Origin of the sequence: Acidibrevibacterium fodinaquatile (genome assembly GCF_003352165.1) — a bacterium.
Lineage (GTDB): Bacteria > Pseudomonadota > Alphaproteobacteria > Acetobacterales > Acetobacteraceae > Acidibrevibacterium > Acidibrevibacterium fodinaquatile.
Window position 1 is genome coordinate 2,320,936 of the sequence record NZ_CP029176.1, and the last position, 15,383, is coordinate 2,336,318.

Annotated in this window: 10 protein-coding genes; 6 read left to right on the plus strand and 4 right to left on the minus strand. The window is 62.8% G+C overall.

Annotated elements, in window-relative coordinates:
• Nucleotides 1–63 precede the first annotated feature (63 nt).
• The gene (yajC, locus tag DEF76_RS11120; protein WP_114912386.1) at nucleotides 64–426 is read left to right on the plus strand and encodes a preprotein translocase subunit YajC; all 363 of its coding nucleotides are present in this window, start codon (nucleotides 64–66) and stop codon (nucleotides 424–426) included.
• 129 nt (nucleotides 427–555) lie between these two features.
• Here the strand turns inward: yajC and DEF76_RS11125 are convergent, their stop codons facing one another.
• The gene (locus DEF76_RS11125) at nucleotides 556–1,167 is read right to left on the minus strand and encodes a superoxide dismutase (RefSeq protein WP_114912387.1); all 612 of its coding nucleotides are present in this window, start codon (nucleotides 1,165–1,167) and stop codon (nucleotides 556–558) included.
• A gap of 243 nt (nucleotides 1,168–1,410) precedes the next feature.
• Here DEF76_RS11125 and DEF76_RS11130 point away from each other — a divergent pair, with 243 nt between their 5' ends.
• Together DEF76_RS11130 and DEF76_RS11135 are read left to right on the plus strand one after the other, a co-directional pair.
• Nucleotides 1,411–2,751 (plus strand): MFS transporter, encoded by a 1,341-nt coding sequence (locus tag DEF76_RS11130; RefSeq protein WP_114912388.1) that lies wholly within the window; start codon nucleotides 1,411–1,413, stop codon nucleotides 2,749–2,751.
• Between the two features lie 11 nt (nucleotides 2,752–2,762).
• On the plus strand, nucleotides 2,763–3,677 hold the full coding sequence (locus tag DEF76_RS11135; protein WP_114912389.1) for an SMP-30/gluconolactonase/LRE family protein: 915 nt from the start codon (nucleotides 2,763–2,765) through the stop codon (nucleotides 3,675–3,677).
• Here the strand turns inward: DEF76_RS11135 and DEF76_RS11140 are convergent.
• Nucleotides 3,671–4,837 carry an acyl-CoA dehydrogenase family protein gene (locus DEF76_RS11140; RefSeq protein ID WP_114912390.1) on the minus strand — a complete coding sequence of 389 codons (1,167 nt, stop codon included), beginning with the start codon at nucleotides 4,835–4,837 and terminating at the stop codon, nucleotides 3,671–3,673. The two genes, DEF76_RS11135 and DEF76_RS11140, sit on opposite strands and share 7 nt — an antisense overlap.
• A gap of 112 nt (nucleotides 4,838–4,949) precedes the next feature.
• Between DEF76_RS11140 and DEF76_RS11145 the strand changes: the two genes are divergently transcribed.
• The gene (locus DEF76_RS11145) at nucleotides 4,950–5,444 is read left to right on the plus strand and encodes a DUF1499 domain-containing protein (protein WP_240318983.1); all 495 of its coding nucleotides are present in this window, start codon (nucleotides 4,950–4,952) and stop codon (nucleotides 5,442–5,444) included.
• Nucleotides 5,445–5,450: 6 nt separating this feature from the next.
• Nucleotides 5,451–7,223, plus strand: coding sequence for an ABC transporter ATP-binding protein/permease (locus DEF76_RS11150; RefSeq protein ID WP_114912391.1), 1,773 nt, complete (start codon nucleotides 5,451–5,453; stop codon nucleotides 7,221–7,223).
• Nucleotides 7,224–7,271: 48 nt separating this feature from the next.
• On the opposite strand, the gene DEF76_RS11155 is transcribed toward DEF76_RS11150, so the two are convergent.
• On the minus strand, nucleotides 7,272–9,371 hold the full coding sequence (locus DEF76_RS11155) for a hypothetical protein (RefSeq protein WP_162800606.1): 2,100 nt from the start codon (nucleotides 9,369–9,371) through the stop codon (nucleotides 7,272–7,274).
• Nucleotides 9,372–9,647: 276 nt separating this feature from the next.
• Between DEF76_RS11155 and DEF76_RS11160 the strand changes: the two genes are divergently transcribed.
• Nucleotides 9,648–14,285 carry a beta strand repeat-containing protein gene (locus DEF76_RS11160; protein ID WP_114912393.1) on the plus strand — a complete coding sequence of 1,546 codons (4,638 nt, stop codon included), beginning with the start codon at nucleotides 9,648–9,650 and terminating at the stop codon, nucleotides 14,283–14,285.
• A gap of 18 nt (nucleotides 14,286–14,303) precedes the next feature.
• Here the strand turns inward: DEF76_RS11160 and DEF76_RS11165 are convergent, their stop codons facing one another.
• On the minus strand, nucleotides 14,304–15,344 hold the full coding sequence (locus DEF76_RS11165) for a C-terminal binding protein (RefSeq protein ID WP_114912394.1): 1,041 nt from the start codon (nucleotides 15,342–15,344) through the stop codon (nucleotides 14,304–14,306).
• Nucleotides 15,345–15,383 lie beyond the last annotated feature (39 nt).

Sequence of the window (15,383 nt, forward strand, 5' to 3'; positions counted from 1 at the left end):
TGACGCGAAGGGCCGGCAAACTATGGTCCGCGGCGAGCTTCGGCAACCCGGAAAGATAGTTTCATGTTCCCCTCCCTGATTTCTCCCGCCTACGCCCAGAGCGCCAACGCCCTAATGGCGAACGCGACCCAGTTCGCCCCCCTCGTGCTGATCTTCGGGGTCTTCTACTTCCTCCTCATCCGCCCGCAGCAGCAACGCCAGAAAGAGCTGAAACGCGCACTTGCAGCGCTCAAGCGCGGCGATCGGGTGGTGACCGCCGGCGGCATCGTCGCGACGGTGCAGAAACTGCGCGAAGGCTCAAACGAGGTCGAAGTGGAGATCGCGCCCAATGTCCGCGTCCTGGTGCTACGCGAGACCATCAGCACGGTTTTGCAGCAAACCGCCGCCAATGATGCGAAACCGCCGGCCAAAGTGGCCGGCGGCTGACAGAAAAGAAGCCGTTCTTTTTTACAAAAAAGAACCAAAAAAACTTTATCCCGTTGGGCAGTGCCGCAGGCACTGCCCACGCCGAGGAATTTGCTTCTTTTTCTTCGGAAAAAAGAGCCTTTCTTTAATTTACGCGTTTGCGAGCTTGCTTTCGGCGAACTCGTAATTGGCGAGTTTGTCGAGCCAATTCTGCACGTAATCCGGGCGGCGGTTGCGGAAATCGAGATAGTAGCTGTGCTCCCAGACGTCACAGCCAAGCAACGCCCTTCCCTCGCCGGTCGCGAGCGGGTTGGAACCGTTCGGGGTCTTGGTCACTTTCAGCTTGCCGTCGGAGGCGAGCACCAGCCACGCCCAGCCGGAGCCGAACTGCCCGGTCGCGGCGGTCTTGAAGGCGTCCTTGAACTGCGCGACGCCGCCGAAATCTTCGATCAGCTTTTTCTCGAGCTTGCCCGGGATACGCCCGCCATGGGTCGGGCTCATCGCCGGCCAGAACAGCATGTGGTTCCAATGCTGGCCGGCATTGTTGAACACCGGCGCGAGATCGGGCTTCCCGTGGGAGAAAGTCACGATCTCTTCCAGGCTCTTGCCCTTGAGCGCGTCATTCTTCTCGACGAAGCCATTCAGCGCGGTGACATAGGCCTGATGGTGCTTGCCGTGATGCAGCTCCAGCGTCTCCTGGCACATGCCATGCGCGGCGAGCGCACCGGCGGCATAGGGAAGCGGGGGAAGTTCGAAGGCCATGATGTGTCTCCATGTTGAGGGCGGACAAGGCCGCCACGCGGGTTGCGGCGGCAGGTGGAGGTTTTTGCGCGGCGTCATTAGGTATGAGCCAGAGGGCCGTGCCGTCAAGGCGAGCGCGCCCTGGCGGGCTGGCCCCGGCGGTCCGGGTTGTGCCCCGCCGGATCCTCGCTATCCTAGGCACCGCGACCGCCGGCAAGGCGGCGCGGAGAGCCCTGGATTAGCCCAGGAACATGGGAGGAAGACATGCCGCCGGCGACACTACCGACTGCCCCCGCCCCTGACGCCTTGGAGCGGGAAACCATCCGCCGCGTCGCCTGGCGGCTGATGCCGCTCCTCATGCTCGGCTATTTCTGCGCCTATCTTGACCGCGTCAATGTCGGCTATGCCGGTTTGCAGATGAACAAGGCGCTCGGCTTTTCCTCGAGCGTGTTCGGCTTCGGCTCCGGTATTTTCTTCTTCGGCTATTTCCTATTCGAATTGCCAAGCAATCTGGTGCTCGCCAAAGTCGGCGCGCGGCGCTGGATCGCACGCATTCTGCTGACCTGGGGTGTGATCTCCGGCCTCACCGCGTTGGTCTGGAACGATTGGAGTTTCTACGGCATCCGCTTTTTGCTCGGGCTTGCCGAGGCGGGATATTATCCAGGCGTCGTTCTCTTTCTCACCTGGTGGTTTCCCTCCTATTACCGCACCCGCATGATGGCGTTTTTCATGCTGGCAAGCGTGATTTCGCTCATCATTGGGCCGCTGGTCTCCGGGCAGTTGCTCGAACTCGATGGCTGGCTCGGCATCGCGGGCTGGAAATGGTTGTTCATCGTCGAGGCGCTGCCCGCGATCGTGATGGCCTTCGTCACGCTCCGCTATCTCACCGACCGGCCGGAGGAGGCCAAATGGCTCCGCCCCGATCAGCGCGCTTGGCTTGCCAAGCGCTTGGCCGAGGAGCAGAGCCAACGCGAGGACATTCGGCGCTTCGAACTCGGCGAGGCGCTGCGCAACCCGCGCGTTTGGTGGCTGACGCTGGTTTATTTCGGCCAGAATCTCTCCAATTACGGGTTTCTGATATTTCTGCCGCAGATCATCAAGGCGTTCGGCGTGAGCTACGGCATGACCGGGGTGATCGGCGCCATTCCCTTCGTGTTCGCCGCCTTCGCGATGCTCGCCTGGGGCTGGCATTCGGACCATACCGGCGAGCGGAGCTGGCACGTCGCCATTGCCTGCTTCGTTGCCGCGATCGGGCTTTCGGTTTGCATTTTCATCCACAACTCGCCGGTTCTCTTGATGCTCGCGCTGATTTTCGCGCAGATGGGCCAGGCGAGCATTTCGCCCACCTTCTGGTCCCTGCCGACCGCGATGTTGACCGGCGTCGCCGCGGCGGGGGGGATCGCGCTGATCAACTCGGTCGGCAATCTCGGCGGCTTCGCCGGCCCCTATATCTACGGCCTAGTCAAGGACGCGACCGGCAACGACATGATCGCACTCGTCGCCATCGCGCTCCCGGTGGTGGTGTCAGGGGTCGTCGTCCTCATCCTCGGCCATGACCGGCGGCTGGAGCGGATTCCGCCCGCGTCCGCGCACCCCCGCGCCTGAGGAGGCAATCGGTGTTCGCGCCCCCACCCGAAATCCCCTGTGCCGTCTTCGCCCGTCTCCCGGACTCCCTCCGCAACGCCGATGCGAGCCATGAATGGGTGGCAGCACAGCCCGCCGGCGGGCCGGAGCGCTCGCTCCTCGAGGGGCCGTCATTTGATCGCAACGGCGATCTCTGGTGCGTCGATCTCCTCAACGGGCGCATCCTGAAGCTCTCGCCGGGCGGGGAATTCTCCGTCGTCGCGCGCTATGACGGCTGGCCGAACGGGCTCAAAATTCATCGCGATGGGCGGGTTTTCATCGCCGATCACAAGCACGGGCTGATGGTGCTCGATCCCGCAAGCGGCGCGGTGAGACCGTGGCTGGAGCGGGTCGGCGTCGAGCGCTTCAAGGGCGTGAATGACCTCTTTTTTGCCGCCAACGGCGATCTCTATTTCACCGATCAGGGGCTGACCGATCTCCATGACCCCTCGGGGCGGCTCCTTCGGGTGCGCGCCGACGGGCGGATTGACTGCTTGCTCGACAATATCCCCAGCCCCAACGGCCTGGTGATGAACGCCGATGAGAGCGCGCTTTATCTTGCAGTGACGCGCGCCAACGCGGTCTGGCGGGTGCCGCTCGCGCGCGATGGCGGGGTCGTCAAGGTCGGCACCTTCATCCAGCTCTCGGGCGGCGGCGGGCCGGACGGGCTCGCGCTCGACGCCGAGGGACGGCTGCTCGTCGCCCATGTCGGCATGGGCTCGGTCTGGGTGTTTGACGCGAGAGGCGAGCCCGTCGGGCGCATCCGCGCACCCGAAGGGGCGTTCACCACCAATCTTGCCTTCGGCGGGCCGGACAATCGCTCTCTCTTCATCACCGAAAGCGCGAGCGCAACCATTCTGCGCGCCGAAATGCCAACGCCCGGCAAGACGATGTTCTCCCATCAATAGGATTTCGGCAACCCGAGCATTTTTTCAGCAATGAAGGAAAGCGCAAGCTGTGGGCTAACCGGCGCGAGACGCGGGATCAGGCTTTCGCGCAGATAACGTTCAACATGATATTCCTGCGCATAGCCCATGCCGCCATGGGTCATCACGGCGGTCTCACAGGCATGAAACCCGGCCTCGCCGGCGAGATATTTCGCGGCGTTGGCCTCGGCGCCACATTCCTCGCCGCGGTCATAGAGGGTTGCCGCCTTGAGCACCATCAGGAACGCCGCCTCAAGCTCCGCCCACCGCTGCGCGAGCGGGTGCTGGATGCCTTGATTCTGGCCGATCTTGCGCCCGAACACGACGCGTTCATTGGCATAGGCGCTGGCGCGGCGGAGCGCCGCGCGGCCCAGCCCGACGGCCTCGGCGGCGATCAGGATGCGCTCTGGGTTCATGCCATGCAGAATGGCGCGGAACCCCTCCCCTTCGGCGCCAATGCGATCGGCCTCCGGGATCACCAGGCCGTCGATGAACAGCATGTTCGAATCGACCGCGTGCCGGCCCATTTTCTCGATCCGGCGCACCTCGACGAAGCGGCGGTCGAGCTTGGTATAAAAGAGGCTCAAGCCCTCGGTTTTCCGCCGCACGCGATCGAGCGGCATCGTGCGGGCGAGCAAAAGCATGCGATCGGCAACGCCCGCGGTCGAGATCCAAATTTTCTGGCCATGGATGACGTAAGAATCGCCCTGGCGCTCGGCGCGGGTCTTGAGCGCCAAAGTGTTGAGCCCGGTATCGGGTTCGGTGACCGCAAAACAGGCTTTTTCCCGGCCGGCGATCAGCGGCGGCAGCATCCGCGCGCGCTGTTCGGCGCTGCCGAACACCACCACCGGATGGAGGCCAAAGATATTGATATGAACCGCCGAGGCCCCGCTCATGCCGGCGCCGGACGCGGCGATCCGCTCCATCATCAGCGCCGCTTCGGTGATGCCGAGCCCGGCGCCGCCGACGGCCTCGGGCATGGCGATGCCAAGAAATCCCGCCTCCGCCATGGCGCGATGGAAATCGGCGGGAAAAGTGCCAGCGCGGTCCTGCGCGAGCCAATACTCGTCGTCAAAGTCGGCGCAAAGCTGGGAAATCGCGGCGCGTATCGCGTCCTGGGCGGGGCTTGGCATGAAATCCATGGATTTTTCCTTGCTCATGGGCGGCGCCTGGTTTTAGCGCGCCGGGCCGCTCTTGCCAGCCTGTCAGGCTTGCGCCAGCCTGCCGGGGCTTGGCCCTGAGGGGATTCTTTCTTTGACCCTGATCGCAACTTTGCTCAGCCTGCTATTCCCCGCCTGCGGCCAGAGTGGTGCCGCCGGCATCGCACCGGCGCCGCCTGATTTCCTGAGCCATTTCGAACGCCCGGCAAGCCCCAATTCGGCGCTTGCCGCCCCCGCCGGCTTCACCCCCAAACCGGATATCACCCTCGCCCCCTATCCGGTGCCGGCGGCGGCGCTTGCTGCGGATCTTCGGGCGGTCGCGCTCGCCGCGCCGCGCACCTATCAACTCAGCGCGAGCGCGGATGGCCTTGATCTGCAATTCGTGGCACGGAGCGCCATCGCCAATTTTCCCGACCTGATCGTTGCACGAATTTCATCGCGCGGTGAAACGGGAAGCAGCCTCGTTCTTTATAGTCACAGTCTCTACGGCTATTCCGATTTTGGTGTGAACCAGAAACGCCTGCGCACATGGCTCGCCGCCCTCGACCAACGTCTGCCACCGGCGCAGAACCGACCCGAAGGACAATGATTTTTTATGATCAAGCTCGGCCCGTTTCTCAAGGATGTCTGGCTCATCGCCCGGCCCTATTTCCACTCCGAGGAAAAATGGTCGGCGCGTCTTTTGCTCGGCGTCATCATCCTGCTCAATCTCTCGTTGGTCGGGATGGACGTGGTTTTGAATTTCTGGAACGGGGCGTTTTATGATTCGCTGCAGAACAAGGATTGGCGGGCTTTCGTCGATCTTCTGTTCCTCTATCACCGCGGCAGCGACGGCAGCTTCATGCCCGGGTTTTCGGCGGTCGCGGCGATCTACATCATCGTCGCGGTCTATCGCACCTATCTCAATCAATGGCTGCAAATCCGCTGGCGGCGCTGGCTGACCCGCGGGTTCATCGATCAATGGCTCTCCGACCGCGCTTATTACCGCATCAGCCTCACCACCAGCGCCGCCGGCCTCGGTACCGACAACCCCGACCAGCGCATCGCCGAGGATTTGCGGAGCTTCGTCGGCGATACGCTCTCGCTCGGGCTCGATCTCCTCTCGAACATCGTCTCGCTGATCAGCTTCGTCGGGATTCTCTGGAGTCTGTCCGGCTCGGTCCATCTGCTGGGCGTCACCATCGGCGGCTACATGGTGTGGGTCGCGCTGATCTACGCCATTATCGGCACCTGGCTCACCCATCTCGTCGGCCGCCCGCTCGCGACCTTGAGCTTCCGCCAGCAGCGCTTCGAGGCCGATTTCCGCTTCTCTCTCGTCCGCTTGCGCGAAAACGTCGAGGGCATCGCCCTCTATGGCGGCGAGGAGGATGAGCATGCCGCCCTCCTGACCCGCTTCTCGGCGGTGGTCATGAATTGGTGGGCGATCATGCAGCGGACCAAGCTTTTGAACGCGCTGACCTCGGGCTACCAGCAGATCGCCGTCGTGTTCCCGATCATCGTCGCCGCCCCGCGCTATTTTGGTGGCCAGATCCCGCTCGGCGGCTTGACGCGAACGGCGAGCGCCTTCGGCCAGGTGCAGGGCGCGATGTCGTGGTTCGTCGGCTCCTACGCCTCGCTCGCGGCGTGGAGTGCGACGGTCGAACGTCTCGCGAGCTTCCAGCGCAGCATCGAGGCTGCCCGCGCCCAGGCCGGCAGCGGCATCGCTGTCACCGAAAGCGCCGGCGACAGTCTCGATCTTCACCATCTTCACATCACGCTGCCCAACGGCAAGAGTCTGATCGAAGAAGACGCGTATCGCTTTCTGCGTGGCGAGTCGGTGGTGATCAGCGGGCGGTCCGGGCTTGGCAAATCGACCCTGTTTCGCGCCATCGCCGGCATCTGGCCGTTCGGCGAGGGCAAGATCGTGCGCCCTCAAGGAAGCTATCTCTTTCTGCCGCAACGGCCCTATCTGCCGCTCGGCTCGCTCCGCCATATCGTAACCTACCCCGCCGCCGCCGATAGTATGAGCGACGAGATGATCGCCGAGGCGTTGCGAAAGGCCGGGCTCGGCGCGCTCGTCGAGCGGCTTGGCGAGGAGCATGATTGGTCGCTCTTGCTCTCGGGCGGCGAACAGCAGCGCCTTGCCATCGCGCGCGCTTTGCTGATCCGCCCGGATTGGCTATTCCTCGATGAGGCGACGAGCAATCTCGACCCTGAGGCGGAAGCGGAACTCTATCAGCTGCTTAAGCGGGAATTGCCGGGAACGACGGTGATCTCGATCGCGCATAACCCAGGCGTTGCCGCCTTTCATGACCGCAAAATCACGCTTTCCGCGCGCGCCGACCAAGCCGGCACGCTGCGCGAACCGACGCAAACGGCCCCCGCTTAGTTTTGCCGTGCCATAGATATACTTCGCGGCACAGGTCGAGATCATCCTTCAGCTATGTGGCGCGCGCGGGATGATGTCGAATTCCGGCGTGTGCCGGAGGGGATTTGCGTCGGTATAAGGCGCGCCGCTTTTTTGTAGCCACTCATAGGCTTTTCCCGCCGCCTCCGAGGGCGCGACGCTTTGTATACCGGCCAGCGCCAGCATCGCGAGCTGCCCATAATCGCCATCGCTCCGCCCCCAGCCGCTGCCGTTCGAGGGGCCGTAGCGTTTGGTGTTTTCCGCGATTTCCGCCCAGGTTTTCAAAGGCTGTGCGTAAGACCAGCCGTTCTTCGCGCGATCCCAGGTGATCTGGCCATTGTCGCCGACGCTCCGCGGAAATACCGCGATGACGTAGTTGACGCTGTCATGGCCGAGCTTGAACACGCTACCGGCGAGAAAATTCGTCGACCAGGCAAGGAAGGCGCGCGCGTCCGAATTGCCCAATTTCGCCGCTTGCGCCGCGGACGACGAAAAATAATCCTGCTGCCACGGCGCAAGCGCATAGCCATATTGGAATGTCGCGATGACATAGCCGTGCGCCTCGCCTTCCATCTTGGTCAATGTCGGGATCTGCCCGGCGAGCCAATGCCAGTTATCATCTGCGACCTTGGAAAAATATTTTTGCTCGACGCTACCATCGGGATTGGCCCAGGCCGCCTCGTCGATTTCACGCAAGCTCCACGCACCGCCGCGCATCTGGTTGCCGAAGATGACGTTATCGGGGCCCGTGCTGTCGGGCGCGCCACTCCGCATCGCGGGCCAGGTGGAGACAATGGAAAACGCCGCCTGGGCATTCAGTTCGTCGAGGTTAAAACGGCTACCGGTGAAAAGATAAGGGACGAAAGAGAGATCGGGCTGATGCGCGGTGTCGGGCGCCCAGCCGTTGTTTTTGCCGTCTACCTGTTGGGTCAGACCATTCGCGCCGCCGCGCGGGTCGGTCCATATTTGTGGGTTCTGGTCGGTATTGAGCCAGGTTCCGGCCTCCCTGTTCCAGAAATGCCACGGAATGCCGGCCGCCGCCTCGCCCTGCCAGAGAGCATAGGCGGCGGCCATCGGATCCTGCGTCAAAAGCCAGATCGCGTTCGCCCGCGTGGTCGGGCCGATATCGGGCCGCGCCCCGGTCATCGGCATATATTGCGTGACGCCGTTGGTCGCGAGCGGCGCACCAAAACCCGGCTGGCCCATCTGCTTTGCCTCTTCCGCAACCATCGCTGCCGGCGCGCCGGCCGCGAGGTCGTAATCGGCGATCACGCCGATGCGTTCGAGATAATCGACATCGCGAGCGAGATTGACCGGCGGCACCGTGCCGCTCCAGAGCGTGCGATGCCAGTTCTCATACTGAAATTGCACGAGATTGCGATACTGCAGAACAATTTTGCCGTCTTCCTTGACCAGGACGTCATATTTCACCGCGCCGCCGGCTTTTTGCATGGCGTAATCATTGGCGAATTGCAGATCAGTATGCGTCGTGCCATCGGCATAGGCGCGCACGTCGAAAACGATATGGAACGAGCCGGTGACCGGCGCATCAAAGCGGATTTCGCTCGCGATCGGCCCGCGCAGCCAATAATCGGGTTTTTCTCCCGCCAACGCCTTGGCGAGCAAGGGGCCGGCGTCGAGATGGAACGGCGCCGCGCTGCCGTCTTCCTGATGAAAGGTGAGATCGACCGTGAGGCCGAAGCCCTTGTCGTCGGCAAGCCGCGCGAGATCGACCGCGCCGCCCGCCGCCGTCGCCGCCGTCGCCAGCATGACGGGGGCTTTGGCGTGGGCTGCCATGGGAGGCGCGATCAGGCTTAAGACCGCCATGCGGAGCGAACCGTCGGGATAGGTGGTCTTGGCGTCCACCTGCACCGGGACATCCTTGCCATCGATCCGCGCGATCAACCCTGCTTTGGCCGGCACGCGCCCAGGCAGAAAAGCCTGGCCGAAGGTGATCGGGCTCGCCGGCAGGGGCTTCGCGGCGAGATTCTCGATGATCAACCCCACGACATCGTTCGCCGCCTTGGCCGCCGGCGGCGTCGGCGCGCGCAGCATCCCTTGCGCATTCGCTGTCGCAAGACTAGCAGCCAGCGCGACCGGAGCGAGGAGGGCAATGTGGCGTGTTGGCATCGATGCTCCTTTTCGCGCGGCGATCCCGCCCCACCCGACGTCGGACAGTCGCTTACGAAGCCATCCTAATCCAATAATGCCCGCGAAAACAGGTGGAACAAGACCAAGCGCCGCCCGCTGCCTCGGGGGGCGCGTTTATCAACCCAAACGGGAATTTTGGAATGCGATAACCAATTTTTAGTACTCATCTCTTATTTAGATCTTCGTCGAAAAACAAAGTCGCTCACCATCCGGGCTTGGCATCGCGACCCTCTCAACAGCGATAGGCAACATCTCATGTCGGGCACATCCGCTCAGCTTCAGAGCAATTCCTTCATCGCGCCTGTGGTACCGCAGCCGATCGATCCGGGGGAGATCGTTGGGCTCAATCTGCAAAACCCCACCGCCGACGCATTGTCGGCGCAGTACATCAGCTTCGGGGAAGTGTTCAAGGCTGGCGCCGTCCCGGCGGGGAGCCAGTTGGTCGCGATCGTCAACGGCACCGACATTCCGGTGCAAATGGATGTCAAAACCACCTATCCGGACGGTTCCGCCGAGACCGCGACGATCACCATGTTGCAGCCCGCCATCGCCGCCAATGCGACCGTCGGGGTGATGCTGGCGTTGGCGCCGACGGGCACAACACAAGCGGCGCCGGTCGAAATTGGCCAGGAAATCGCCACCACCGGCTATGATCTCGGCGTCACCATCGCCGTTCAAGGTGGCAGCACGTATACGCTCAATGTCGCCAATCTCTATGCCCAGGCCGTGGCCAGCGGCAGCGCCACCATCCTGAAACAAGGCCCGGACGCGACCGAGGTCCAGTTCCAGACCGATGTCACCAGTTCGCTCCGGATGGTCTTCAACGTCACTGCCTATGCCAATGGCACGTTCCGCACCAATGTCCAGTTCGACAATGACCTCGCGATGCAGGCGAGCGGCGGAACGCTCACCTATAATGCCAGCATCACCCAGGGCGGACAAACCGCCTATCAGGTGAGCAACCTGACCCAATATCAATATGAGGATTGGAATCAGGTCGTCTATACTGGGACCAGCGCGCCCGCGGTCAATGTCCAGCACGACATGGCCTATCTCGAGCAGACCGGCGCAATCGCCAATTACGATCTCACCGATGGCGTGCCGGCCTCCTATGTCGCGAGCGAGGCGAGCAGCGTCGCGCAGCCGGGCTGGAACGCGCCACTTTCGACCGACGGCATCGCGCAATACATGCCGATGACGGGCGGGCGCCCCGATATCGGCCCGACCACGCAGGCGAATTCGCTCTGGCTGATGACCCAGAATGCCTCGGCCGCGCAATACGCGCTCGGCCAGGCCGATGTCGGCGCCGGAATTCCGTGGAATTTCTATAACCCGCAAGCAGGCGCCTGGCTCAATACCAACCAATATCCGAACATCCGCACCGATGGCTGGGATGACAGCTCAACCCTTCCGACCCAGTCGGCGAGTGCGACCAATAACGGCTGGACACCCGATACCGCGCATCAGCCGGATCTTTTCTATGACGCCTATCTTCTCACCGGCGATCAATCCTATCTCGATGCGCTCAACGCACAGGCGGCGTTCGGGATCACCTCGCTCTGGCCGGGGGCGCGCGATGGCGCGCTGAACAGCACCGGCAATGACAATGTGATTTTCGGCAACCAGGTGCGCGGCGCCGCCTGGACCCTGCGCGAAATTGACGAGGCGGCTTACGCCAACCCCACTGGCTCGGCGGAAAAAGCCTATTTCACCCAGGTGATGAACGATAATTGGCGCTGGCTCGTAAGCCAGATCCCGACCTGGACGACGCTCGAAGGCCAGGCGCACGGCTATATCATCGATCCCTTCGAATATGGCTACGCTTTCGCCCCCTGGCAGCAGGATTATTTCATCAGCACCGCCGTGCAGGCGGCAGAGATGGGTAATCAGGACGCCGTGACCTTTCTCAACTGGGCAACCAATTACATCGCCGGCAGCGTCCTCAATCTCGGCCATGATGCGATCAATTATGTCACCGCCGCCTTCCCCAATAGCGTCTCCTGGAATGGCCAGATTTATTGGGATTCGACGACCAATGCCTGGGCCTATGCGCAGCCCTTGCAAACCTGGAGCGCGATCGAGGCCAACACGCAAATCTACGGCCCTTCCAACGGCAGCGGCTGGTCGATGAGCAACGGTGACTACGGCGCCGATCGGCTGCAGGCGCTGGCCGGCGTCATCTCGGTCACCGGCTCGCCGGAAGCGATGCAGGCTTATGCCTGGCTTGCCGGCAGTGGCGCTCCCTATACCAGCGCGGCAGCGATCCAAGCACAGCCGCAATTCGATATCGTGCCGCGGCTACCCGACGGCAAATTGCTTACGCTCGGCAATCTCTTCACCTTCGACAGCACCGCGCCGGGAATCGATCAGGGCGCTGGGACGGCGGATCAGCTCATCGTCGAGGAGGGCAACGCCAACGTCACATTGCAAGGCGGCAACGGTGGCATCAACATCCTCGCCAATTTCGGCACGGGGAATGACGTGCTTGCCGGCGGCGATCAGGGAAATTACATTTTCGCCGGCCCGGGCAACGACACCATCATCGGCGGCGCCGGCGACAATTACCTCCAAGCCGGCACCATCGTTCCAGCATCGTTCTATGACGGCGCGACGCCGCCGGCCTCGGTGCCGGTCGCAACAACCTTCGTGCTCAACACCGCGCTCGCCGCCCAAGATACCATTGCCGGGTTTCAGCCTGGCACCGACGTCATCGATCTCGTCTCCGGCACCGGCCAGGCGCTCAGCAACACCCAGATCGCCGCCATCATCAGCACCGCGACGATTGATTCGGCCGGCGATACGGTGTTGCAAATCAGCGCCGATCACAGCGTCACGCTGAGCGGCATCGCGCCTTCGGCGCTGAGCCCGTCTTTCTTTCTCGAAGCCGATCTGACAGCGTCAGATACCCTTGCGCAACCCTCGGTGCTCACCGTCGGGCCGGGGCAGGAATACGCAACCCTCGCCCAGGCCGCCGCCGTGGTCCAGAGCGGCGACACCATCGATATCCAGGCCGGTACCTACACCAATGATTTCGCGACCATCAGCGGCAACGTGACGATCCAGGGCGTCGGCGGCACCGCGACCTTTGTCGCAACCGAAACCCCGCCCAACGACAAGGGAATTCTCGATCTCACCGGCAATATCACAGTCGATAATCTCGCCTTCACCGGCGCTTCGGTGCCGGCTTCGTTGGGCGGCAATGGGGCTGGCATCCGCTATGAGAGCGGCAATCTCGTGCTCAACAACGATGCCTTCTATGGCAATCAAGACGGGCTGCTCGCCAACCCTGACCCCACCGGCAGCATCATCATCAACGATTCCTATTTCTCCGATAACGGCTCGGGCACCGGCTATACGCATAATCTCTACGTTAACGAGGTCGGAACTCTGCTCATCAATAGCAGCACCTTTACCGACGCCCAGGTCGGTCACGAGATCAAGAGCCGCGCGCTCAACACCATCATCACCAACAGCACCATCGCCGACGGGCCGAGCGGCACCGCGAGCTATGCGATCGATCTCCCAAATGGCGGCAACGCCACCATCGTCGGCAATCTGATCGAGAAAGGGCCGAATTCCGAAAATCCGACGATGATTTCCGATGGCGAGGAAGGTGGGATCTATCCCAACTCCACCCTCACCGTGAGCGGCAACATCTTGCTCAATGATCTCGCCTCACCATCGTCGCTCGCGGTGATGAACGACACGACGAATGAAGCGGAAATTCAGGGCAATGCCATTTACGGTCTGACGTCAGCGCAAATCGCCTCGGGCCCGGCGACGATCGCCGACAATAGCGTGCTGGCCAGCGAACCGGCTTTGCCTGCGCTCAGCGCGACGGTGCAAAGCCCGTCTGCCGTCACCGCGGTTGGCGCCTCAGGGACGGAAACGCTGACCACATCAGGCAATCTCATCACTGGCGGCACGGCGGCGCTCACGCTCCTTGATCAGGCGGGTGACAATACCATTCTCGGTGGCGCCGGAGGGCTTTCGGTCACCGGGGCCGCGGGGGATCAGATCATCACCGCGGCTGGCTCCGCAAACAGCGTGTCGCTCGCCGGTGGCGGCGAGACACTCGATAGTTTTGGTGCCGATACCATATCGGCGACCACCGGGAGCAACGTAATCTTCGTCGCCGGCGCCGCCACCATCACCACCGGGGCGGGCAGCAGCAACATGGTCACGCTCGCCGGCGCCGGGGCGAACCTCGATAGTCTCGGCGCGGACACGATTTTTGCCGCAACCGGCGCCAATACCATCACCGTCGCGGGCGCGAGTCTGATCACCACCGATGCCGGCACCACGAACACCATCACCCTCTCTGGTAACGATGTTTTGAACAGCAACGGCAGCGATGTGATCCAGCTCGGTGCCGGCAATGACACGATCAACGCCACTGGCGCGGTGACAGTGATGGGCGGCGCCGGCAATGTCACCCTCACGGGCGGGGCTGGCGAGATCACCTTCATCGGGGGAACCGGCTCGGCGAGCATCACCGGCGGCGCTGGCGCGCTCAACGTCACAGGCGGGTCCGGCAACCTCACTCTCACCGGTGGCACCGGCCACGAAACCTTCGTCGCCGGCACCGGCAATGCTGTCCTCAACCCGGGCAACAGCACCAGCACCGTCACGCTCGGGAGCGGTGAGACCACTGCCAATCTCGGTCTCGGCAACACCACTTTCTATCTGCTGAGCAGCCATCCCGGCGGCACCGACATTCTCAACAACCTGCAAATCCTCGGCGACGTCATCGAGCCGGAGGGCTATGGCAACGGGCTGCCGATTGCAAAGGCCTGGGCTTTGCCGACCCCGTCGGGTATACTGCAATTGAATCTGTTACTCACCGACAACACCCATCTCGCGTTGACCAACGCGCTGGTCCAGCATTACTGACCTGGGCGCGCGCCGTTCTCAGCTATTCGGCCCGCGCGTCATCGAGACCGGCTGCCAGCGCCGCAGCTCCGAGCGCATCAGCACCGCCGGGTTGACGCAGCTCATCGGCCAGCGGCCGGAGAGCACGAGCGCCAGTTCGCGCCCGACATGGCGCTTGCGCGCCGGATCGAACCGCGCCGAGGCGGACGCGACATGAGCGCTCAAGGTTACATTCGGCATCGCGAGCAGCGGATTGTTGTTGCCTGGCGGTTCCGTCGCCAAAACATCGAGCGCGGCATGCGCGATCCAGCCCTCCTGCAGCGCTTTGATCAGGCCCTCCTCGCGCACCGTCGCGCCGCGGCCGGTATTGATGAAGATCGCGGTCTTTTTCATCTGCCGGAAATGCTCTTCCCCGAGCATCCCCTCGGCCTCGGGCGTTGCCGGCGCGTGCAGCGAGACGAAATCGGATTGCTGCAAAACCTCTTCGAGGGTCGCCGGCACGACATCATAGTCCGGCATGACCAGTTCCTCGATGAACGGATCATAAGCGATCATGCGCAGACCGAAGGGTTTGGCGCGGCGCGCCATCGCGCGGGCGACATGGCCGAACGCGATGAAGCCGAGGGTCTGGCCCATCAGGCGCGGAATTTGCAGCAGCGCCGGCCGCCCCTCCCGCCAGCGTCCTTCGCGCACCATGCGATCCTGCTCGACGACGCGGCGAAACCCCGCGAGTAAAAGTGCCATTGCATGATCGGCGACTTCCTCGATGAACGTGTCGGGGCAGTTGGTCACCGGGATGCCGCGCGCCGTCGCCGCCGCGACATCGACGCTATCGACGCCGACGCTGCCGAGCACGATCGCTCGGCATTTCTGTAAGGCATCGATCATCTCCTTGGTGATCTTCATCCCCTTGGCATAAATGGCATCGGCGTCGCGCGCGACTTCGAGAAAATCCTTCTCGTTGGCCGGCGTTTCGATGATCTCGACATCCAAGCCGGCGAGCGGCTCCCTCTCATAGTCATACCCGCCGGCGACGGTGAAACTCGCGCCGGCATGGGTTGCGATCTTGAATTTGGCCATCCGCTGACCCCCCTTTCCTGTCGGGCACCTTGCGCCCGA